The organism is Sphingobium phenoxybenzoativorans, from assembly GCF_018286635.1.
Classification (GTDB): Bacteria; Pseudomonadota; Alphaproteobacteria; order Sphingomonadales; family Sphingomonadaceae; genus Sphingobium; species Sphingobium phenoxybenzoativorans.
Genome location: NZ_CP073910.1, coordinates 4,329,010 through 4,344,240 on the forward strand (window position 1 = coordinate 4,329,010; position 15,231 = coordinate 4,344,240).

At 60.1% G+C, this 15,231-nt stretch carries 18 protein-coding genes and 1 pseudogene; 11 read left to right on the forward strand and 8 right to left on the reverse strand.

Annotation, left to right across the window (positions count from 1 at the left end; genetic code table 11):
- The first annotated feature begins 53 nt into the window (after nt 1-53).
- The 4 genes and pseudogenes from tnpA to KFK14_RS21560 all read left to right on the forward strand — a co-directional run bounded on the left by tnpA (nt 54) and on the right by KFK14_RS21560 (nt 1,771).
- Nucleotides 54-503 (forward strand): IS66-like element accessory protein TnpA, encoded by a 450-nt coding sequence (tnpA, locus tag KFK14_RS21545; protein ID WP_246525074.1) that lies wholly within the window; start codon nt 54-56, stop codon nt 501-503.
- Nucleotides 500-856 (forward strand): IS66 family insertion sequence element accessory protein TnpB, encoded by a 357-nt coding sequence (gene tnpB / locus KFK14_RS21550; RefSeq protein ID WP_212609059.1) that lies wholly within the window; start codon nt 500-502, stop codon nt 854-856. Before tnpA ends, tnpB begins: the two co-directional genes overlap by 4 nt.
- 31 nt (nt 857-887) lie before the next feature.
- Nucleotides 888-1,535 (forward strand): annotated as a pseudogene (locus tag KFK14_RS21555) (transposase domain-containing protein); the annotation flags it as partial.
- Nucleotides 1,536-1,630: 95 nt separating this feature from the next.
- Entirely contained in the window at nt 1,631-1,771 is a 141-nt protein-coding gene (locus KFK14_RS21560) for a transposase domain-containing protein (protein ID WP_212611288.1), read from the forward strand.
- A gap of 292 nt (nt 1,772-2,063) precedes the next feature.
- On the opposite strand, the gene KFK14_RS21565 is transcribed toward KFK14_RS21560, so the two are convergent.
- Together KFK14_RS21565 and KFK14_RS21570 are read right to left on the reverse strand one after the other, a co-directional pair.
- A protein-coding gene (locus KFK14_RS21565) for an IS5 family transposase (protein WP_425516635.1) occupies nt 2,064-2,818 on the reverse strand; the annotation gives its coding sequence in 2 pieces (ribosomal slippage) (nt 2,064-2,474 and nt 2,477-2,818; 753 coding nt in all).
- 120 nt (nt 2,819-2,938) lie between these two features.
- Nucleotides 2,939-3,592: a TetR/AcrR family transcriptional regulator gene (locus KFK14_RS21570; RefSeq protein ID WP_081659724.1), complete on the reverse strand. Its 654-nt coding sequence runs from the start codon at nt 3,590-3,592 to the stop codon at nt 2,939-2,941.
- A gap of 177 nt (nt 3,593-3,769) precedes the next feature.
- Between KFK14_RS21570 and KFK14_RS21575 the strand changes: the two genes are divergently transcribed.
- Both KFK14_RS21575 and KFK14_RS21580 read left to right on the forward strand, forming a co-directional pair.
- Nucleotides 3,770-4,561: a DNA polymerase gene (locus tag KFK14_RS21575; RefSeq protein WP_212609061.1), complete on the forward strand. Its 792-nt coding sequence runs from the start codon at nt 3,770-3,772 to the stop codon at nt 4,559-4,561.
- Between the two features lie 431 nt (nt 4,562-4,992).
- Complete coding sequence (locus KFK14_RS21580; RefSeq protein WP_425516636.1) at nt 4,993-5,913, forward strand: MBL fold metallo-hydrolase; 921 nt, start codon at nt 4,993-4,995, stop codon at nt 5,911-5,913.
- 64 nt (nt 5,914-5,977) lie between these two features.
- Here the strand turns inward: KFK14_RS21580 and KFK14_RS21585 are convergent, their stop codons facing one another.
- On the reverse strand, nt 5,978-6,457 hold the full coding sequence (locus KFK14_RS21585; RefSeq protein ID WP_070155781.1) for a DoxX family protein: 480 nt from the start codon (nt 6,455-6,457) through the stop codon (nt 5,978-5,980).
- A 68-nt stretch (nt 6,458-6,525) separates the two neighbouring features.
- Entirely contained in the window at nt 6,526-6,798 is a 273-nt protein-coding gene (locus KFK14_RS21590; RefSeq protein WP_070155783.1) for a BufA1 family periplasmic bufferin-type metallophore, read from the reverse strand.
- A gap of 202 nt (nt 6,799-7,000) precedes the next feature.
- Between KFK14_RS21590 and KFK14_RS21595 the strand changes: the two genes are divergently transcribed.
- The 5 genes from KFK14_RS21595 to KFK14_RS21615 all read left to right on the forward strand — a co-directional run bounded on the left by KFK14_RS21595 (nt 7,001) and on the right by KFK14_RS21615 (nt 10,178).
- Entirely contained in the window at nt 7,001-7,537 is a 537-nt protein-coding gene (locus KFK14_RS21595; protein WP_212609062.1) for a sigma-70 family RNA polymerase sigma factor, read from the forward strand.
- On the forward strand, nt 7,537-8,178 hold the full coding sequence (locus KFK14_RS21600; RefSeq protein ID WP_212609063.1) for a DUF1109 domain-containing protein: 642 nt from the start codon (nt 7,537-7,539) through the stop codon (nt 8,176-8,178). Before KFK14_RS21595 ends, KFK14_RS21600 begins: the two co-directional genes overlap by 1 nt.
- 84 nt (nt 8,179-8,262) lie before the next feature.
- Nucleotides 8,263-8,529, forward strand: coding sequence for a BufA2 family periplasmic bufferin-type metallophore (gene bufA2 / locus KFK14_RS21605; protein ID WP_212609064.1), 267 nt, complete (start codon nt 8,263-8,265; stop codon nt 8,527-8,529).
- Between the two features lie 54 nt (nt 8,530-8,583).
- A complete protein-coding gene (bufB, locus tag KFK14_RS21610) occupies nt 8,584-9,411 on the forward strand; it encodes an MNIO family bufferin maturase (RefSeq protein ID WP_212609065.1) in 828 nt (275 codons plus the stop codon).
- Nucleotides 9,408-10,178, forward strand: a complete 771-nt coding sequence (locus tag KFK14_RS21615; protein WP_212609066.1) for an HvfC/BufC N-terminal domain-containing protein — start codon at nt 9,408-9,410, stop codon at nt 10,176-10,178. Before bufB ends, KFK14_RS21615 begins: the two co-directional genes overlap by 4 nt.
- A 91-nt stretch (nt 10,179-10,269) precedes the next feature.
- Here the strand turns inward: KFK14_RS21615 and KFK14_RS21620 are convergent, their stop codons facing one another.
- From KFK14_RS21620 to KFK14_RS21635, 4 genes are all read right to left on the reverse strand, one after another.
- The gene (locus KFK14_RS21620; protein WP_212609067.1) at nt 10,270-11,016 is read right to left on the reverse strand and encodes an SDR family oxidoreductase; all 747 of its coding nucleotides are present in this window, start codon (nt 11,014-11,016) and stop codon (nt 10,270-10,272) included.
- Nucleotides 11,017-11,056: 40 nt separating this feature from the next.
- On the reverse strand, nt 11,057-12,394 hold the full coding sequence (locus tag KFK14_RS21625) for an aromatic ring-hydroxylating oxygenase subunit alpha (protein WP_212609068.1): 1,338 nt from the start codon (nt 12,392-12,394) through the stop codon (nt 11,057-11,059).
- A 27-nt stretch (nt 12,395-12,421) separates the two neighbouring features.
- Nucleotides 12,422-12,862, reverse strand: coding sequence for a nuclear transport factor 2 family protein (locus tag KFK14_RS21630; RefSeq protein WP_070155801.1), 441 nt, complete (start codon nt 12,860-12,862; stop codon nt 12,422-12,424).
- 79 nt (nt 12,863-12,941) lie between these two features.
- The gene (locus KFK14_RS21635; RefSeq protein WP_212609069.1) at nt 12,942-15,173 is read right to left on the reverse strand and encodes a TonB-dependent receptor; all 2,232 of its coding nucleotides are present in this window, start codon (nt 15,171-15,173) and stop codon (nt 12,942-12,944) included.
- Nucleotides 15,174-15,231 lie beyond the last annotated feature (58 nt).

The following is a 15,231-nucleotide window of genomic DNA, read 5'->3' on the forward strand; positions in this document are numbered from 1 at the left end:
CCTAGCCGAGTTTCGCCGCCTTTGATCAGGCGGAGGTCGTTAGTGCTATGACGATGTCATGTGACGATGCTGGCACTAGCGGGGTTCAGCGGTTCGAGGTCTTCACCGGCGCGGGGAAGCGTCGGGATTGGCCACCTGAGGTCAAGCTCTCGATCGTTGCGGAGAGCTACTCCGGCCAGGAGTCCGTCAGCGCCGTTGCTCGGCGGCATGGCATGATCCCCTCGCAGCTTTTCACTTGGCGCCGTGAACTGCGCAAGCAGATGGAAGCCCAAGGTTTCACACTTCCAGTTGCCCCGGCGCCCGCGCCTCTCTTCGTTCCCGCAGTGATCGAGCCGTCGCCGCCGAGCGATGTGGTTCCCATGGCGAAGCGTCCTCGGCGTCGGCGCCGATCGTCTCCGAGCGCGGTCGAACTGGAGATAGACGGTGTAGCGGTGAGGATCGCCCGTGGTACCGATAAAGGGCTGATCACCGCGGTGATCGAAGCGCTCAAGGCGACGCGATGATCGGACCTGGTGTTGGCGCGCGCGTCATGATCGCAACGCGGCCAGTGGATTTTCGCAAAGGCCCGGACGCTCTGGCTGCACTCGTCGGTGCCGAGTACGGCGGAGATCCCTTTTCCGGGGTCATCTATGTCTTCCGGGCGAAGCGGAGCGACCGGATAAAGCTGATCTGGTGGGACGGCACGGGGCTGTGCCTAATGGCGAAGAAGCTCGAGCAGGGCGGCTTTCGTTGGCCTGGGATACAAGACGGCGTCATGCGTGTGACGGCGGCCCAACTTGGCGCTTTGCTAGAAGGTTTGGACTGGCGCCGGGTACATGGTGGGCGCCGGCCACAAGCGCCGCAGATTGCCGGTTGACGGGGCTTTCGCCTGCTGATTCACTCTCTCCATGCTCACCGAAGCGGACCTGCCTGAGGACGTTGTCACGCTACGCGCGTTGGTCCTCGAACAGTCCCGGATGCTTGCCGAGGCACAGGTCGCCAAGGATGCCCAACTCGCGGAACTGACCCTCGCCAAGGGGGAGGCCGATGCAGAGATCGAGCGGCTACAGGCGATTATCGACGCCTTCATGCGCCACCGGTTCGGCCCGCGTTCCGAGCAGCTCGATCCTGACCAGCTCCAGCTTGGCCTGGAGGATGTCGAGACGGCGCTAGGGCAGGCCCGCGCGGTCCGCGATGCGGTCGCGCAGTTCTCTCGAAGCGAGAAGCCGCGCAAGACCAACCGCGGCTCGCTTCCTGCCCACCTCCAGCGGATCGAGCAGGTGGTCGATGTTGAAGACAAGGCCTGCCCGTGCTGCGGCGGCGCGCTGCATGCGATCGGCGAGGACGTCTCCGAACGCCTGGACGTCGTGCCAGCCACCTTTCGCGTCCTTGTGACGCGTCGCCCGCGCTACGGCTGCCGTTCTTGCGAGAGTGCGGTCGTCCAAGCCCCGGCACCGCCCCATATCGTCGAGGGCGGCATTCCGACCGAGGCGCTGATCGCCCAGGTTCTGGTATCGAAGTACGCCGACCATGTTCCCCTGTACCGGCAGGCGCAGACACGAACACCGTCGAGCGGTCGATCAGACCTCTTGCCCTAAATCGCAAGAACGCCCTCTTCGCTGGCTCAGACGAAGGCGGCGACAACTGGGCGGTGATCGCCACACTCATCGAGAACTGCAAGCTGTCCGGCATCAATCCGCACGACTGGCTGAACCGTACTCTCGTCGCTCTGGCTAAGGGTCACCCGGCCAACCGCCTCGCCGAGCTCATGCCCTGGACAGCCGTGGCCTGAGCACAGCGCTTACCGTGATTCACCTTGCTCCCTAGTGTGAAGTTGGAGAGGTCTTTGCCTCGACGACGCCGGTACGATGGCCGGGCGGGGAGGGAAAAACTTCCGACTATCCGCGCAAATCATAGCGCGGAGCTCACCCAATCGGGTAAGAACGCGGCCTCTGTCGCGGCGATGTGGATCATCGCGCCCGACAGGTGTCCGGAGGGGGAATCCCGGTGTGGTTCTCGAGCAGAAAGGCGATTTCAGAGGTGCGGTAAGGACCTATAGCAAGAGCCATTTCTAGGGTCCGGACTCACAACCACCAGATGACGGCGGCGGCGAGGGCGATGGCACTCATGAAGTTTTTGACGTTTCGGTCGAAGCGGGTGGCGATGCGCCGCCAGTCCTTCAGGCGGCAGAACATGCGCTCGATGACATTGCGCTGCTTGTAGATGGCCTTGTCGTAGTCGTACTGGATTTTGCGGTTCTTGCGGGGTGGGATGACGGCCTCGGTGCCGCGCTCGTCGAGCCACTCGCGCAGGGCCTGGCTGTCATAGCCCTTGTCGGCGACGAGTTTGGCCGAAGGCGGCATCGCCTCGATGCAGCGCTTGGCGACCTTGCAATCGTGGACGTTCCCGGGCGTCAGGATCAGGACGACGGGACGGCCTTTCGCGTCGCAGACGGCATGGAGCTTGGTGTTGCGCCCGCCTTTGGTGAAGCCGATACCATGAGCCAAGGCCCCCCTTTTCCGCCGCCCGCGCAGCGGTGGACTTTGATGCAACTGCTGTCGATGAACAGCCGGTCCGGCGCATCTTCGGCCCCTGCGAGCGCGCTGAAGATGCCTTCCCAAATGCCGCGCTCGGACCAGCGGACGAAACGGTTGTAGAGTGTTTTCTTCGGCCCGTAGACATCGGCGCAGTCCGCCCAGCGACCGCCACAGCGCAGCGCATGGACGATCCCGCTCAGCACCCGGCGATCATCGACACGCTTCTTGCCTCGCACATCCGTCGGCAAAAGCGGCGCAATCCGCTCCCATTGCGCGTCGGAAAACCAAAAGAAATCGGACATCTCACCGCCTCCTCACAGAGGCAATGAATCACGGTGTTGCGTCCAAGGAAACCAATTTATTGGGTCCGGACCCTAGCGATCTCGACGCGATCGACCGCTTCCCTCAGTGCCAGCTTTAGATCACCATTCGAAATGCTGCAGTCCTTCGATGACCTTTTGAAAAAGAGGCAGCATTTGCTCCTTGTTCTCGGAATCCAGCAATCCCATTATGTTGGAGAGCACGCCATAAACCGAGTGTTGGCGGAACGTATCGTCGTCGAATTCCTGATGTACCCAAAATTCGAGTAAACCGAGAAATTGCGCCTGAATAGCGGCTGTCAGAAAGTTCCGTTGCCGTTCCGTCGACAGCAGCTTCTGGTCGGGGATCGTCGCAACCGCTGTCTTCCAATAGCCGATCGAGCGTTCCATGAATCTGGGCCGGTGCACATCATCACTGACGCCAAGGAGAACGCGATAGAGCGGGCGCATGAATTCTGGATCACGCGCAAACATGTCGACAGCGTTCGTGGCGGCTTCGACTATGTGAAAGAGCCGATTCGGGCTTTTGAATTTCAAGCCTTCTGAAATGATGGTGTCGAGACTTCGCGAGAGCAGAGCATAAAGCAATGCTTCCTTTGACGAAAAAAGGTTGAATGGCGTTGCAGGGGCCACTTCAGCGACACTGGCAAGCGTCCGCACGGAAAAATCGGTTCCGCCCGTTTTTCGGATCAATCTCTCGGCTGCATCGAGGATGCGATGGCGCCGCTCAATCATTTGTTTCTCACGCAGACTCATGCCGCTGCGGCTAACATTAGATCATACTGTTGGCAACTGACGCAGTGGACCTTCCCAAGAGCTCTGCACTGAGAATTAACAGTTTGCGGTTGCCTTTCGATCATGACCAGGCGCATCACGGCGCCAATCGGCGGAGCAAGGCGGAGAAGTGCGACACTAGCGTATGCGATAACAGTCGTGCGCGACCAACCGGACTGCGCGACACGATGTGGAGCGACGCTCTACGCTGACGCGTTCGGCAGCAAGAAGGACCGCATCGCGATGCTCGCGATCCAGGAGCTGCATTTCACGCCCCATATCCGCGATCATGTGCGACCGTGCCTGCGCGACGATCTGAAAAACGTTTATAAGGGGCTGAACCGTCAGGGCGTTTTGTTGCGCCACCACTTCCGGTATCGATCACCAGCGTGCTCGATACGGAGCGCGACTATGACTGAGGTCTCGTTACTTGCTTATGCGCCGGACCCCTTTGCGGTTCAGACGTCACGTTTCATTATTCGCGGGATCGCCTCGATGCTCGCCGGGAGTGACGCAACTGGCGCCGAGCGCGATGGGTATGCCGCTAGGATATCCGATTTCTTCCAGGCCTTCCCCGATCTCGCGCGTTATCGGGTCCGCCAGCAGGAGTCCCTTCTGACGAATGGTAATGTCGCGAGCCTCTTTGGAAATCGGCGCCTGCGCACCACCACAGGCGATCGGCTATCACCGAAGGAAGAGCGTTGGGCGTTAAATCAGCCCGTACAATCGACCGCCTCGCTGATATTCAAGGAAGCCCTAATCGCTATCATCGCCGACTTCGGGGTCGAGCCGGTCACGCTGCCGGTCCATGACGCGGTTCTACTCCAGTTTCCGGACGACGCCGATTTCGCGCGCCCTGTGGAGCGGGCCAGCGAGATTATGGTTCACGCGTTTGAACGCCGTATCCGCGGCGTGACGGCGCGCATCAAGGCTGGCGATTTTGCCGACTGACCTTTACCGATGAGTGGGCTGGCAGCGAAGGCCCGCTTCAGGAGATCTTCTGCCGAAATCTGCCATTCGGCCCGCCTTACATCATAGCATTCTGAGGTATTTGATGGCGACGGTCGGCGGCGCGATACGGAGAAATGCGGCCTTAGCGTAGTAGAAGCGGCGATTCATATTCATCGCTTTCGTCCGCCTTGGGGCACCATTTTCTTCCCGGATATCTGCTGATGTCCCGGGAATAGCGGAAATCGGCGTTTTCTGGAGCCATATCGCTCTTTGTAACCGGTGCGGGCATGGCGCAGAGTCGCATGCGCATCGCATCCTGGGAAGAATCGCCCCTGCCGCTCAGGATGTCGACGTAGATCCGGCCCCCGCCATCCCTTGCCGGCTTGCTCAGGCAGTAATAATTCATATGGTGGCGATAGGGGGAAACCGCATTGCTTCACGCCATCCGCCGTCTTGCCGCCAAGCCTCTCTATGCCGCATTGATTGGCGGGGTGCTGCTCTTGGGAGCGGCAGCGCCTGCGCCGGTGACGCCTCAGTTCGAGCATTGGATCGACGGGACGGCGGCAACGGAACCGGAGACCCAGATACAATCGATCGACGCAGACACGTTCGTCATCCGCCAGTCCGTCAAAACCAATTTCGAGGCGCCATTTCTCTATCTGATCTTCGGGAAGGATCGCGCGCTGTTGATCGACAGCGGAGCGGGCGGGCTTAAAATCCGTCCAGCCATTGATCGGCTGGTCGATGACTGGCGGGCCAAGCATGATAATGCCAAGGTTCTTCTCATCATTGCCCACTCGCATGGCCATGGCGATCATCATGCCGGGGACGACGAATTCCGCGACCGGCCCGACACGGACATTGTGGGCCTGACGCCGAAGGACGTCGCGGCATATTTCCATATCAGCGATTGGCCGCGCGACATTGCCCGCTTCGACCTGGGCGGCCGCATTCTCGACATCATCCCCACGCCCGGCCATGAGCCTGCGCACATCATGGTCTATGACGGCCGGACGCGATTGTTGTTTTCCGGCGATATGCTGTATCCGGGAAGGCTCTACGTGCCGATCGACAAGTTCGGCGAGTTCCGCGCTAGCGCCGACCGCCTTGCCGCCTTCGCCGCCAAGCATCCGGTCCGCGCATTGCTTGGCGCGCATATTGAAATGACGACCACGCCCGGACAGGATTATCCAATGGAGGCGGCAACGCACCCGCTGGAGCATCCGCTGCCGCTCAAGCCAGAGGCAATCACCATTCTCCAGCATATGGCCGCCAAGGCCGGTCCGGCTCCGGTGATCGACCGGGCAGCCGACTTCATCGTCTATCCGGTTCCTCCCAGACCTGCCCCCTGAAGGCAACCAGCCGCTATCCAGGCGGATCGACCCATCCGGTCGATACAATCGCCAGATCGTCGAGTTAAGCAAGGCTCTCTGCAGGCCATCTCGCATTCCCCTTGATCCTCCGCCGGAGGACCGCGTCGAGCGACCATTGGCCGCCACCCAGGGCAACGAGCGGCAGCATCAGTCCCGCCCAGCTCAGATGCGTCGGCCATGCGTCGGGATAGACGAATAGCTGGATGGTCAGCGTCATGGCCAACAACGCCGAGGCCGCGCCCCGCGTACAAAGCCCAAGCACGAGCAGGATCGGGAAGATGTGCTCGGAATAGGTTGCTGCGTGCGCCGCAATCTCCGGCGGGATGAGCGGAAGGGCATATTCGGTACGAAACAGATCGTAGGTGCCCGGCGTGATGGTCAACACGCCTTCCACCTTCGTCCGCCCGGATAGAAAAAACACTGCCGCAATACCGAGCCGGTCGACGAGCAGTAGAAAGCTGGTTGGCAGGATGAAGCGGGCCGCACTGCTCCCGCGATCATAGAGATCGATAAATGATTGCATGATGTCATCCTTTTCGGACGGATAGCGTCGCGCCCGTACAGCGAGCGGGCCGTACGGGCGCGCTACGGTCAAACCTTTGGCGTCAGCGATCCCGGCCCCTTGGGCGTCTTGATCTGCGTGCAGGTTCCTGCCTTGACGAGCTTCCACGCATCGCCCTGATAATCGGTTCTGGAGGTGCCTGCGCAGCTCGTTCCGGCGCCTGCCTTGCAATCGTTTTTGCCGGCAAGGGAAACACCGTAGCATTTCTCCATCTTGGCGGTGTCGGCCGCGTGCGAAACGGTAGCGTTGCCGGCGAAAGCCAGCGCCAGAGAGGCGGCGATGGCCGCATGTGTGGATGTCATTCCTATTCTCCAATTGAAAGGCGCGCCCTTCGCGAGGCGGCCGGTAAATGGTCCGCCGCGCGGTGACCGATGGGGGCTATTGCGGTCACGATGGCCTTTTCGAAGCGCAAGGCGACGCGGTTACAGAAAAGAATTTTCGCATCCTCGCCGGCCAGGCTGTAACCTGGGCGCCGCCTCGGCCGAATGGATGACGGGAGCGCGCATGAAAGCCGGTGAGGATCAGTTGAAGCAATGGATGATCGGCGGCCTTAGTGGCGACGCCGCCGCCCACGCGTCGCTGCTTCGCGCAATCGTTCCGCTGCTGCGCGTCTTCTATCAGCGGCGTTGCGGCTCCCAGGCGGAATTTGTCGAGGACCTTGTGCAGGAAGTGCTTATCGCCGTTCATACCCGAAGGGCCACCTATGATGTGAGCCGCCCTTTTTTAGGATGGCTGTTCGCCATCGCCCGTTACAAGATGATCGACCATTTCCGCAGAAACGGCCGCACAGTCGCAATGGACGATATAGAGGATGTGGCCCTGGCGGACGATTTCGAGGCATCGAGCATCGCCCGCCTGGATGTGGACCACTTGCTCGATACGCTACCCGCGAAGCAAGCGCATGCGATCCGCGCAACCCATATCGACGGCCTTAGCGTCGCTGAGGCGGCGGACCGGGCCGGCATTGGCCAGTCCGATATCAAAGTATCGGTTCATCGCGGGATCAAGGCGCTGGCGGCGCGCATCCGGGGAGATGCGTAATGAATACTGAAGCGCTTATCGAAAGCCTGACGCAGAATGTCCCCCCCGTCCGCCGCAACGCCGTTGGCTGGCGTCTGGCGGTTGGCCTTATCGGGGGCGGGATGGTGACGATCATTGTCATCGCCCTGATGCTGGGGCTTCGCTCCGACCTCGATCTTGCAATGCGGGGTTTCAATTTCTGGATGAAATGGACCTACACCATTTCGCTCGGCACGATCGCCATATGGGCGACCGCACGGCTGGCGCGGCCTGATGGCGCACGTCCCCCATCCCTGTGGCTTGTCGTGTTGCCATTGGCCGCGCTGGCGGGATTTGGCGCTGTCGAGTTGGCGCGTACGCCGTCCGCCGATTGGCTGGCAATGTGGCTGGGCCATAGCTGGAGGATATGTTCGCTGATGGTGCTTCTGCTGTCGGCGCCGATCTTCATCGGCTTTCTCTGGTCTTTCCGCAGGCTTGCGCCCACGCGGTTGCGGGCGGCAGGCGGCACCGCCGGGCTGGCTGCGGGTGCGTGGGCGGCAACGCTCTATTGCCTCCATTGCCCCGAAGTCTCCGCGATATTTGTCCTGACATGGTATACGTTGGGCATAGTGCTGGCGGCCGGCATCGGCGCGCTTCTGGGACCGCGCGTTTTGCGTTGGTAAGAAAATTTGCCGGACCGCGTAACCGCTGCCGGCCAAACTCCGAAATCCCAGTGCCATACATCGGGCATCCACAGGAGAATGACTATGAACAGCATCGCATCCGGCGCAGGTTACGCGGCCTCGGCCGCCCTTGTCGCCATCGCCGCCAGCGCAACCGTCGCCCCGGCTTTCGCCGCCGATGGTGCCAAGGAAGTCCATTGCTACGGCATCAATAGCTGCAAGGGCACATCGGACTGCAAAACGGCCAAGAACGAGTGCAAAGGCCAGAATGAATGCAAGGGCCAGGGCTTCAAGGTTCTGACCACGAAGGCCTGCGCAGCCGCGGGCGGCAGCCTTACCGAACCCAAGTGACGCGACGGGATCCGGCCGCCCTCTGGCCGGATCCCGACCTTCGGGGAACGATCCATGACCAAGCCCGAAATTTCCCGCTATGGCCTCGGCCTGCGCAAGCCGCATTATCAGGATTTTCTGGAGCGGCGGGTGCCCGTCGATTTTGTCGAGGTCATCTCTGAAAACTTCATGATTGATGGCGGCCGTCCGCTCGACATTCTGCGGCGCGTGCGCGATCGTTATCCCGTCGCCCTGCATGGCGTATCAATGTCGGTGGGATCGGCCGATGGTCTGGATCGCCGCTATCTGACGCGGCTTAGACAGCTCGTCGATGAAATAGATCCGATCTTCGTCTCGGATCATCTGTGCTGGACGCGAATAGACGGTTTCCAGTCGCACGACCTGTTGCCCCTGCCGTACACGCAGGAAGCTCTCGACTGCGTTTGCGCCAATGTCGCGCAGGCGCAGGATATGCTGGGCCGCACCATGCTGATTGAAAACCCGTCAAGCTATATCGCCTTTGCAGATTCGGAGATGACCGAATGGCAATTCCTTGATGCGTTATGCGCGCGCACAGGGTGCGAATTGCTGCTGGACGTCAACAACATAGTCGTCAGCGCAGCCAATCACGGCTTCGACGCCATCGACTATCTGCATGGCATTCCTGCTGCCCATGTCCGCCAAATACATCTTGCAGGACATAGTCAGGGCAAAGAACTACTGGTCGATACGCATGACAGGCCCGTGCCGGAATCCGTGTGGGCGCTCTATGCCCGCGCTCTCGATCGGCTGGGTCCGGTCGCGACGATGATCGAACGTGATGACGACATCCCGCCGCTGGAAACATTGTTGATGGAACTCGACATCGCCCGCGCGGTCCAGCCATCACGGAGGGCGGCATGAGTTTGCTCGCGATGCAGCGCGATTTTCGCGATCGCCTGCAACAGGAGTCCCTTGTCGTCACGGAGAGTTTTGGTAATTCGGCGACGCCGGGTCTGAGGGTATATCAGAACACCTATCGCGCTCAATTGATCGACTGCCTTGCCTCCACCTGTGAACAGCTCCGCGCCTGGATTGGCGATGAGGCGTTCTTCGCCGCTGCGGCTACGCATATCGACCGCAGGCCGCCGCATGCATGGACGCTTGACGCCTACCCGTCCAGCTTCCCTTCGACCTTGACGGATATCCATAGCGACAGCCCAGAAATCGCCGAATTGGCATGGCTGGAGGTCGCGCTGGCGGATGCCTTTGTCGGACCGGACCATGATCCAATGCCGCCAAGCGCGCTCGCGGACGTGATGTGGGAGGACGCGGTTCTTCTACTCATGCCGAACATGCGATCGCGCGGCATGGGCACGAACGCCCCGGCCATATGGTCAGCGCTGGCCACAGCGCAGGAGCCGCCAAACGCCATAACCCTGCCCACGCCGTCCCATGTCCTCGTCTGGCGGTCCGGCTTCACATCCTGCTTCCGTATTCTGGAAGCGGACGAAGCCGCAGCGATCGACGCCATGGCCGCGGGTCAAAGTTTCGCGACCGTCTGTAACGATCTGGTCGCCCAACATGGAGAGAAGCAAGGCGTACCGCGCGCAGGAGAAATGCTTGGGCGATGGGTGAAAGATGGCCTGATTATTGGCGTGAAAGACACCAAGCCCGGGACGACTGGCTAGTTAGTTCGCCGGGATCATGCTCATCCAAACCAGCGGGAGCGCAATCGAACCAAACCCGCGCAATCGTTCATGCCCCGCCTTTACCGCCCCGTCACCGGATGGTTTCGGCATTGTCGACCGTGATCGTCGTGCCGGTGATGTGGCGCGATTCTTCCGAGGCCAGGAACAGGACCAGATTGGCCACATCTTCGGGCTTCCCCATGCCGAGAGCGCGGTTCTGTTCAAGGCCGGGGTCGTTTTCATCCAGTTCAGAGACTGCCTGCGCCGTCATCGGCGTCTCTATTCCGCCTGGCGCGATCGTATTGCACCGGATCTGATAGCGTTTCTCCTGACAATGCACGGCTATGCTGCGGGTCATGGCGATGATGCCGCCCTTGGCTCCGGCATAGGCGGGAATGGCGCTGATCCCCTTGATCCCGCCAATCGAAGCCATGTTGATGATCGAACCGCCACCGCCCTTGGTCATGAACGGAATTGCGGCCTTGCAGCCTAGGAACGTCCCGTCCAGCATCACATCGACTTGCAACTTATAGTCCGCGTAAGACATATCCTCGACGGAGCCGAACCGCACAATTCCGGCATTGTTGACCAATATATCCAGGCGGCCGAATGCCTTGATCGCCTCCGCTATCACTTCGGCCCAACGGCTTTCACTGCGCACGTCATGGTTGAGATAGATCGCGCCGGGAATTTCCGCCGCGACCTTCGCGCCCAATTCGTCCTGTACGTCGGTGATGACAACCTTTGCGCCCTCACGCGCCAGGACCCTGGCGTCCTCCGCGCCCAGTCCAGACGCGCCGCCGGTAATGACGGCAACCTTACCTTCAATGCGTCCCACGCTTCATCATCCTCTTTATGATCTTCGCTAGTGGGGCGGGTCAGCGCCGCCCCTCCAGATAATCGTTGATAACCTCGTGGAAGCGGCGCACCCGCGCCTCCTGCCCTGCAAGATAGCAGTCCCCAAAGGCCATGGAGCGAAGGCCGCGCTGTTGCGTTTCGGCGAGCGACAGGTCCTGCGTCAGAAAGTCGCCCTGCGCGATCGTTGCCTGATAATCGTCGAAACTGCCCAGTTCCTGACTGGCTTCCCGATAGGGACGCATGCCGTACAGCGTGGCGACCTCTTGCGCACCCTTCACATGGGGCACCAGATACCAATAATCGAATGTCGACCAGTTCGGATCGTCTGCATCGGGTTCCGTGCGGAATACGTGCAATCCTTCGGGTGTCGCAGTCAGGGTGAGGTTGGGGAAGCAGGTGTGATGCATCTGGTCCGTCAGCTCATCCTCGGTCAGTTGGTCGAAATATTCAAAGCCCCGCGCCGGACCCAAAGCGCGACGCGCACGCTGCAGCGCCAACCTTCCCTCCTGGGCGCGGCCTTCATAGTCTGCCGGATCGATATCCCATTCCTGCAACAGCGACGCCCAGAGCGGCTTGACCTGCTGCGCATCGGGATAGCGGCTCGAAGGCTGCAGCTTCTCGATCATCCGGTTGTGCCCGTTGGGGTACATCTCGAATATCGTCGTCGAATAATGGTCGTCGATCATGGGCATGAACTGGGGGTGCACGACCGGGATATGATAGGCTTCATTGAAATTGTCGGAAGCAAATTTCCAATTGGTATTGACCCGCAACGTGCGCCAGACGACCCGCGTATAGTTTTCCAGGTCCCGGCCCTGGAACAGCGTGGGAATAGGATCGAGAAAATCGAGCAGCGGCCCTGCATCGGGATCGAACGACCAGAAGATAAACCCGCCCCATGTTTCGCAGCGGAGTTCCTTTAGGCGCAGCTTTCCGCACGGGTCGCCCTGCGCAAAATCTTCCGGGTCCTGCACCCAGTCCAGCCGGCCGTCGATATTCCATTTCCACCCATGATAGGGGCAACTGAATGCGCCGCTGACAGCGCCTTCGCTCACGTTCACCAGCCGGTTCCCGCGGTGCATGCAGACGTTGAAGAATGCGCGGATGCTATCATCCTGCTGCTTCACGATCAGCACCGATTCATGGCGGAAATTGTGGACGATGAAATCGCCGGCTTCCTCCAGTTGAGAAACCCGGCCGCCGACATGCCAGACGCGTTTCCACAAATGCTCCCATTCGCGATCCGCGAAATCCTTCGACCAGTAACGGTCGCCGGTAATCGCGTCGCCGCGCGGAGCGGGCTGCGCCGCATCGGGATGCGTAGGATAGGTCGGGCGGGTATTGGCTGTCGTGGCCATCAGGGGCCTCCTTGCAGAAGGGAAAAGCTAGCCGTGGATTTCGGCAAGCGATCCGGGCAGCGGCATCATTGCAAACATCGAATATCGGGTGCACAGCCACCCAGAGCCGGTCTTCACCGCGTCGAACGTATATTGCACGTTCACCTCAACAGTGTTCCCGTCCTTGGCCCGGCCAAGGCCCACCACATAGGCCGTCATCGCCCCGCTTGCGCCGTCATAGCGGATAGGCCGGAAGTTGCTGATATAGTGGGAATGATGGCTCATATCTGCGAACACGCGATCAAAGAACGCCTTGATCTCGCCATGCCCATGCATCAGCGGCAGGCCGATCGCCGTAAAGTCGAGCACCGCGTCCGGGGTGAATAGCGACAACAGGCCAGCAACATCGTCCAGCTTGTCGACCGCATAACAATAGGCGGTCATCAGGTCCTGCAGACCTATCCGGTCTTCGAGCGGGATAGCGATCATGGCGGAACTTCTCCTCCGGTAAGCGTAAGAACAAATGGAAAAAGGCCCGGCCGGAGGGTGTTCCTCCGGCCGGGACCAGTCACCAATGCACCTTAAAATCGACGCCGAACTCGCGGGGATTGCCGAGCGACGCCAAAGTGCCGATTCCGGTCAGGTTGAGTTTCTGACCATAATATTTTTCATTGAACAGGTTGCGGGACCACAGACCCACCGACCAGGCTTCGCCGTCGGGCGCCCAGCCGAGCGTGGCGTTGACCAAGTTGATCGGCGCGACCAATTCCTCCGGCTTGCCGGTGAAGGCCGTATATTTGCTGCTGGTGTAGCTATACTGGCCGGTCGCCGTGACATATCCGCCGCCCACTGGTTGCCGGATTGAAAAGCCGACGGTGGCATTCCACTTCGGCGCATTCATCAGCCTGTTGCCAGCGAAACTGACCGGCACCGTGTTGCCCGCGCCGTCCAGAACGAACGTATCATAGGTGGTGTAATAGGCATCGAGATAGGCGAGCGACCCGGTCAGTGTGACGCCTTCAACCGGCAGGGCGGTAATCTCCAGCTCAGCGCCCTTGGTCTTTGCGCCGCCAGCATTGCGGATCGCGGCGCTGTTGGCCCCGCTGGGATAAGTCAGGTTCTGAGTGACCTGCATATTATTGTAATTATTATAGAATGCCGCCAGGTTCAGGCGCAGATGCCGGTCCAGAAGATCGGACTTTATGCCCAGTTCAAATGTGTCGAGATGTTCGGGATTGAACGGCCCGATATCCTCTGCAACGGCGATGCGGCCGGTAAAGCCGCCTGATTTGAAGCCGCGGGCATAATAGCCATAAAGCAGCGTGCCCGATGTGGCCTGCCAGTCGACACCGACCTTGTAACCCACATTATCCCAGGCCTTGCTGCCATTGGCCACAATCAGAGAACCGGGGATCAACGGGTCATCAAAGGAGGAATAGCCGCCCGGCACCGTGGTAAAGGTGTTCGCCGTGGTCGACGTAGCGGTCGTTTTTTCGTGGCTGTAACGCAGACCTGCCTGCAGGCGCAGCGTATCGGTCAGATCGGCATAGAATTGCGCAAAGCCCGAAATCGACCAGTTCTTCTGATGCTGGGTTTGCGGCTGCCCCAGGCCAAGAGCAAAGCCGTCAAGCTTGCCTTCCTGCTGCAGGTCATAGGCTTGCTTGAAATAGAAGCCGCCCAGGATCATCCTGATCCGGTCGGTCAGGTCGGCATGCAGGCGCAATTCCTGAGAAAATTGGTGCTGTTTCGACGTGCGATGGGTTTGCAGCAATATGGCGGATACGCCGTCATCGTCGCTGTAGAGATCATTCTTATATTCGCGATAGCTGGTGATCGAAACCACGTCGCCGATGCCGGTTTTCAGATTTTGCGTGAGCGTCCCGTTATAGCTGTCCCGGTTATTGAAATTGGGCTGGTCGAGGCTCTGCCCACGCCTGAAATTGATGCCCTGATCGGTTTCGCCTGGCGTGTAAAACAGCTCGCCCGGCCCCGCAATCATCACACCGGTCTGGGAGTCGTTGCGGCTCCGATCATATCCGGCGATCAACGTCGCGTCATAATCGCCCACGGAATATTTCAGATATCCCCGCAACGACGTCATATCGCGCTTGCCCAAACGGCGATTATCCTGGGTATCGCGAAAGAACCCGTCCGAACCCGTGTGCAGAACGCTGACTTTACCCGCAAGATTTTCGGTGATCGGGAAATTCATCGCGGCGTTGATATCCAGGCGATTATAGTTGCCGTAGACAATCTGCGCCTCTCCGCCGAATTTCCCGGTCGGTTGCTTGGTGATCACATTGACGACGCCGCCCGTGGTGTTCGCGCCAAACAACGTCCCCTGCGGCCCGCGCAATATTTCCACGCGCTCGATATCGAAAAGGGATAGCAGGGCCGCGGTATTGACGCCGACGGGCACGCCATCAACCACCACCGATACGGTCGTGCCAACATAGGGATCGGCGTCGTTCACACCCACGCCCCGGATCGTGAAAACGGCGGAATCGGGGGAGTTGGAGAAGCTGTTGATCTGCACATTCGGTATGGCGTTCGCCAGCGCCTGGATGTTGGTGACCTGCGTACGAGCGAGCGTGTCGCCACTAATGGCTGTGACCGCAATCGGCACAGTCTGCAGGTTTTGCGCACTTTTTTGCGCCGTGACGACGATATCCTCAATCTGTCCAGCGCCAGCGGCATCGTCGGCTTCGGCAGTTTGCGCAACCGCCTGCGGTATGCCGATCAGAGCGAGCGGCACGCTGCACGACAATATGGCGCGAAGGGTCCTGAATTTCCCCAACATCCTTTTTCTCCCAATTTTATATCGGCAAGCCGATTTTGCCGGCGCGATGACCGGTCGA

Excerpts from the sequence above, each read along its gene's own strand:
- tnpA (WP_246525074.1), top strand. The coding sequence starts at position 54 with ATGTCATGTGACGATGCTGGCACTAGCGGGGTTCAGCGGTTCGAGGTC.
- tnpB (WP_212609059.1), top strand. The coding sequence starts at position 500 with ATGATCGGACCTGGTGTTGGCGCGCGCGTCATGATCGCAACGCGGCCA.
- KFK14_RS21570 (WP_081659724.1), bottom strand. The coding sequence starts at position 3,592 with ATGAGTCTGCGTGAGAAACAAATGATTGAGCGGCGCCATCGCATCCTC.
- KFK14_RS21585 (WP_070155781.1), bottom strand. The coding sequence starts at position 6,457 with ATGCAATCATTTATCGATCTCTATGATCGCGGGAGCAGTGCGGCCCGC.
- KFK14_RS21590 (WP_070155783.1), bottom strand. The coding sequence starts at position 6,798 with ATGACATCCACACATGCGGCCATCGCCGCCTCTCTGGCGCTGGCTTTC.
- KFK14_RS21595 (WP_212609062.1), top strand. The coding sequence starts at position 7,001 with ATGAAAGCCGGTGAGGATCAGTTGAAGCAATGGATGATCGGCGGCCTT.
- KFK14_RS21600 (WP_212609063.1), top strand. The coding sequence starts at position 7,537 with ATGAATACTGAAGCGCTTATCGAAAGCCTGACGCAGAATGTCCCCCCC.
- bufA2 (WP_212609064.1), top strand. The coding sequence starts at position 8,263 with ATGAACAGCATCGCATCCGGCGCAGGTTACGCGGCCTCGGCCGCCCTT.
- bufB (WP_212609065.1), top strand. The coding sequence starts at position 8,584 with ATGACCAAGCCCGAAATTTCCCGCTATGGCCTCGGCCTGCGCAAGCCG.
- KFK14_RS21615 (WP_212609066.1), top strand. The coding sequence starts at position 9,408 with ATGAGTTTGCTCGCGATGCAGCGCGATTTTCGCGATCGCCTGCAACAG.
- KFK14_RS21625 (WP_212609068.1), bottom strand. The coding sequence starts at position 12,394 with ATGGCCACGACAGCCAATACCCGCCCGACCTATCCTACGCATCCCGAT.
- KFK14_RS21630 (WP_070155801.1), bottom strand. The coding sequence starts at position 12,862 with ATGATCGCTATCCCGCTCGAAGACCGGATAGGTCTGCAGGACCTGATG.
- KFK14_RS21635 (WP_212609069.1), bottom strand. The coding sequence starts at position 15,173 with ATGTTGGGGAAATTCAGGACCCTTCGCGCCATATTGTCGTGCAGCGTG.